At 61.2% G+C, this 4402-nt stretch carries 6 protein-coding genes; 1 reads left to right on the top strand and 5 read right to left on the bottom strand.

The window, feature by feature from the left end; all coding sequences use genetic code 11:
- Positions 1-242, top strand: a 242-nt coding sequence (locus ACEW8Q_RS08670) for a GcrA family cell cycle regulator (RefSeq protein WP_373503653.1), incomplete at its 5' end; no start/stop codon positions are given.
- A gap of 190 nt (positions 243-432) precedes the next feature.
- Here the strand turns inward: ACEW8Q_RS08670 and ACEW8Q_RS08665 are convergent.
- The 5 genes from ACEW8Q_RS08665 to pstA form a co-directional block, all read right to left on the bottom strand.
- Positions 433-726, bottom strand: coding sequence for an ankyrin repeat domain-containing protein (locus tag ACEW8Q_RS08665; RefSeq protein ID WP_373503652.1), 294 nt, complete (start codon positions 724-726; stop codon positions 433-435).
- A gap of 341 nt (positions 727-1067) precedes the next feature.
- Entirely contained in the window at positions 1068-1769 is a 702-nt protein-coding gene (phoB, locus tag ACEW8Q_RS08660; RefSeq protein WP_373503651.1) for a phosphate regulon transcriptional regulator PhoB, read from the bottom strand.
- Positions 1770-1772: 3 nt separating this feature from the next.
- Complete coding sequence (gene phoU, locus ACEW8Q_RS08655; protein WP_373503650.1) at positions 1773-2495, bottom strand: phosphate signaling complex protein PhoU; 723 nt, start codon at positions 2493-2495, stop codon at positions 1773-1775.
- A 16-nt stretch (positions 2496-2511) separates the two neighbouring features.
- Positions 2512-3279: a phosphate ABC transporter ATP-binding protein PstB gene (gene pstB / locus ACEW8Q_RS08650; protein WP_373503654.1), complete on the bottom strand. Its 768-nt coding sequence runs from the start codon at positions 3277-3279 to the stop codon at positions 2512-2514.
- A 67-nt stretch (positions 3280-3346) separates the two neighbouring features.
- The coding region (gene pstA / locus ACEW8Q_RS08645) for a phosphate ABC transporter permease PstA (protein ID WP_373503649.1) at positions 3347-4402 on the bottom strand (1056 nt) is incomplete at its 5' end.

Raw genomic sequence — 4402 nt, 5'->3', positions numbered from 1 at the left:
AGCAGTCGCTGCCTGAGCCGCAGCCAGTGCGCCTCGTCGACCTGCCGAAGGGCGGCGGCCGAGTGACGATCCTGCATCTGTCCGACAAGACCTGCAAATGGCCGATCGGCGATCCGGGCTCGGAAGAATTCTGCTTCTGCGGCCACGGCCCCCGCGATGGCTCGCCCTATTGCGAATATCACGCAAGGCTGGCCTACCAGCCGCTGCAGGACCGGCGGAACCGCAGGGTGGCGTTCGGGTAATGTAAGGGCGCCCTACAACGCGCGGCTTCAATGCTACGTCTGTCATCCCCGGGCTTGTCCCGGGGACCCACTTTTCAGTAGCTCGCAATGTCAAAAATGTGCTGTGCCAGTGGCTACGACGCAAAAAATGTTGATGTTTGAGGCGCCCTTGGGCGCTCAACGATGATTGCAGGACAAGCGATCTACGAACTCAGCGTTTGCCAATCAGAGCACGCAATTCGTCCCGATTAGGTTTGTGTTCAGCTAACGTCCAAGCCGTTTCCCCAAAGTTGTTCTTCAGATCGGGCAGTGCACCAGCGTCAAGTAGCATTCGTACAATTTCGACATTGCCACCACCTATTGCTCTGTGCAGTGGCGTTGAGCCGATGTCGGTTCTCGCATTGACGTCCGCCCCGGCCTCGATCAGAAGCCGTACACCCTCAACGTCGTTTTGTGTGACAATCATGTGCAGAGGTGTCTCCAACTCCCTCCCGATTGAGTTCACCTCAATTCTGGTGAAGTTCCCAACGAATAGGTGTCTGCATCGACGTAGGACTGGAGGAGTTGCTCGAGCCGCTTTTTCGTTTCGCTATTCCGCACTCTAGCGCTTCCATCAAAACCCACTAAGTAGCCGTAGTACCGTCACATGCATTATGTCAATGGGGCTGCCTTTCGAACGCAGATCGTAGCCGGGGACCGCGCATTATCACATCGCAACACCGGCTTCCCGGGAAACTGCTCACTGCCTGCTTTCAGACCTTGAATTTGCCGCACCATAGGTCGCCGGAACAAGTCCGGCGATGACGCAGAAAGCGATCCGTGGGGCGAAGACGAAAGCAAAGAAACCTACCCCGCCCTTCCGAACCTTTCGTCGAAGGAATAGCCCATGCCGCGCACGGTACGGATGGGATCGACTTCGCGCCCGCGGCTGAGTGATTTTCTCAAGCGGCCTACGTGCACGTCGACGGTGCGCTCATCGACGTAGACATCGTGGCCCCACACAGTGTCGAGCAATTGCGCGCGCGAATAGACGCGGCCGGGGTTCTGCATCAGGTGTTCCAGCAGGCGGAACTCGGTCGGAGACAGCGTGATGTCGCGCGTGGAGCGGGTCACGCGCCTGGTCTTGCGGTCGAGCGAGAGATCGCCCGCCTTGAGCTGGTCGGCGACTGCATCCGGATTGATGCGCCTCAGGATGGTGCGGATGCGCGCCAGCAGTTCCGGCACCGAGAAGGGCTTCACCATGTAGTCGTCGGCACCCGTGGCGAGGCCGCGCACGCGCTCGGCCTCTTCGCTGCGCGCTGTGAGCATGATGATCGGAATGTCGCGCGTCTCGGGCTTGGTGCGGAGAAGGCGGCAGACTTCTATTCCTGAAATGCCGGGCAGCATCCAGTCGAGCAGGATCAGGTCGGGCCGCTCCTCGCCGATTAGCCGCTGCACGTCCTCGCCTTCTGCCGTGTGGCGCACGCGATAGCCTTCGGACTCCAGATTGTAGCTGAGCAGGATCTGGATCGGCTCTTCGTCTTCGACAACGAGAATGGAGGCGCTCATCGGTCAGTCATCCGAAGGCTCTGGGCCTTCGAAGCGGATCGAACTGGTCACATCCTTCTTGGGCCGGCTTTCGCCCAGAGCCTTTCCCTGAACGAGATAATGGATGTTCTCCGCAATGTTGGTAGCATGGTCGCCAATGCGCTCCATGTTCTTGGCGCCGAACAGGAGATGCGTGCACAGGCTGATGTTGCGCGGATCTTCCATCATGTAGGTGAGAAGCTCACGGAAGATCGAGTTGTAGAGCGCGTCGAGGTCCTCGTCCGCGCGCCAGACGTCGAGCGCCTTGTCCGCGTCGGAGCGGGCGTAGGCATCGAGAATGTTCTTGAGCTCTTCCTGCGCGAGGCGGCCCATGCGGGTGACACCCGACATCAGCTTGCGCGGCAGCGATTCCGACATCGCATGCGTGCGCTTCGCGGTGTTCTTGGCCAGGTCGCCGATGCGCTCGAGATCGGAGGACACCCGGATCGCCACCATGATCTCGCGGAGATCGCGTGCCATGGGCTGGCGCTTGGCGATCGTGAGGATTGCCCTCTCCTCGATCTGGCGTTCCAGGACATCGACCTTCTCGTCGTGCTGGATCACGCGGTCCGCCAGTGCAGTATCGCGGCGCGACAATGCGTCGATGGCCTGGTCGAGCTGCTGCTCCACGAGGCCGCCCATCTGCGCCAGCATGGTCTTCAGGTGGGTGAGGTCCTCGTCATAGGCCTTGGTGATGTGGTTCGACATGCTCGTCTCCTGGGGCTCAGCCGAAGCGGCCCGTGATGTAATCCTGCGTGCGCTTTTCCTGCGGGCTGGTGAACACTTCGTCGGTGTCACCGAACTCGACGAGCGTGCCCAGATGGAAAAAGGCGGTGAGCTGCGACACGCGCGCCGCCTGCTGCATCGAATGGGTCACGATGACGATGCAGTAGTTCTGGCGGAGCTCGTCGATCAGCTCCTCGATCTTGGCGGTGGCGATGGGGTCGAGAGCCGAGCACGGTTCGTCCATGAGGATGACCTCCGGATTGACAGCAATGGCGCGCGCGATGCACAGGCGTTGCTGCTGGCCGCCTGAAAGTCCGGTTCCGGATTGCTGCAGCCGGTCCTTCACTTCCTCGAACAGGCCCGCCTTCTTGAGGCTCGACACGACGATCTCCTCGATGTCGGTCTTGCTCGATGCCATGCCATGGATGCGGGGGCCATAGGCCACGTTCTCGAAGATCGACTTCGGGAAGGGGTTCGGTTTCTGGAACACCATGCCCACCTTGGCGCGAAGCTGCACGACGTCAATGTCACGGTCATAGATGTCGCGGTTATCCACCGTGATGCTGCCCGTCACGCGGCAGGACGGGATCGTGTCGTTCATGCGGTTGATGGCGCGCAGGAATGTCGACTTGCCGCAGCCCGAGGGCCCAATGAAGGCCGAAACGGCGCGATCGGGAATATCGATCGAGAGATTGTTGATGGCGTGCTTGTCACCATAATAGACATTGACGTCCTTCGCGTGGATCTTCGGTGGCCGCTCCGCCATGATGCGCGGGTGGGACGGCGTGATGATTGTCTGGAAAGCGGCACTCATTTGATAACCTTTCAAAGCTCTACCAGCGGCGCTCGAAGCGCTTGCGCGTGATGATGGCCAGCGCATTCATGATGAAGAGAAACACGAGAAGGACGATGATCGCCGCAGCCGTCTTTGCCTGGAAGGCGATCTCGGGCAGGTCCGACCAGAGATAGATCTGGACGGGCATCGCGGTCGCCGCATCGGTGATGCTCTGCGGCACGTCGACGATGAAGGCCACCATGCCGATCATGAGGAGCGGCGCGGTTTCGCCCAGCGCATGCGCCATGCCGATGATGGTGCCGGTCATGATGCCGGGAACGGCGAGTGGCAGCACGTGATGGAAGATCGCCTGCTGGTGAGAGGCGCCCACGCCAAGTGCGGCCTCCTTGATCGAGGGCGGTACGGCCCTCAACGCGGCACGCGACGCGATGATGATGGTCGGAAGCACGAGCAGCGCCAGCACAAGGCCACCGACGAGTGGTGCCGATCGCGGGAAGCCGAAGAAGTTGAGGAACATTGCAAGGCCAAGCAGGCCGAACACGATCGATGGCACGGCGGCGAGGTTGTTGATGTTGATCTCGATCACATCGGTGAGACGGTTCTTCGGCGCGAACTCCTCGAGATAGATCGCAGCGCCGACGCCAAGCGGAAGGCAAATGAGCAGCGTAACGGCAAGTGTCAGCGCCGAGCCCACGAGAGCGCCGCGGATGCCGGCGAGTTCCGCTTCACGCGAGTCACCCGAGGTGAGGAACCGCCAGGCAAAGCCGGATTCGACCATGCCCTTGATCTTCAACGTTTCCAGCCACACAGCTTCCCGGTCACCGATGCGGCGGTTGGATTCCGGCGTTTCCAGCGTCACGATGTTCCATGTGCCCGCTTCAGCCGATGCCGTCTGCGGCGCGATGACGGGCTCTGCCAGCACGCTCGATTCCGTCACTTCAGTCACCTTGAAGGCGCCGCCCGCCGCCTCGACGATAAGGCTCGGGAAATTCAGGTCCAGCGACTGCACGGCGCCATCGCCGAGGCGCGCGGACAGCGCATCGAGTCTTGCCTTCACGGTGTCCCGCCGGGCGGCAAGGCCCTGGACATCAGC

This window comes from Aestuariivirga sp., assembly GCF_041738905.1.
Lineage (GTDB): Bacteria > Pseudomonadota > Alphaproteobacteria > Rhizobiales > Aestuariivirgaceae > Aestuariivirga.
The sequence above is the reverse complement of the archived record's forward strand: the minus strand, read 5'-3'. Positions and strand labels throughout refer to the sequence as shown.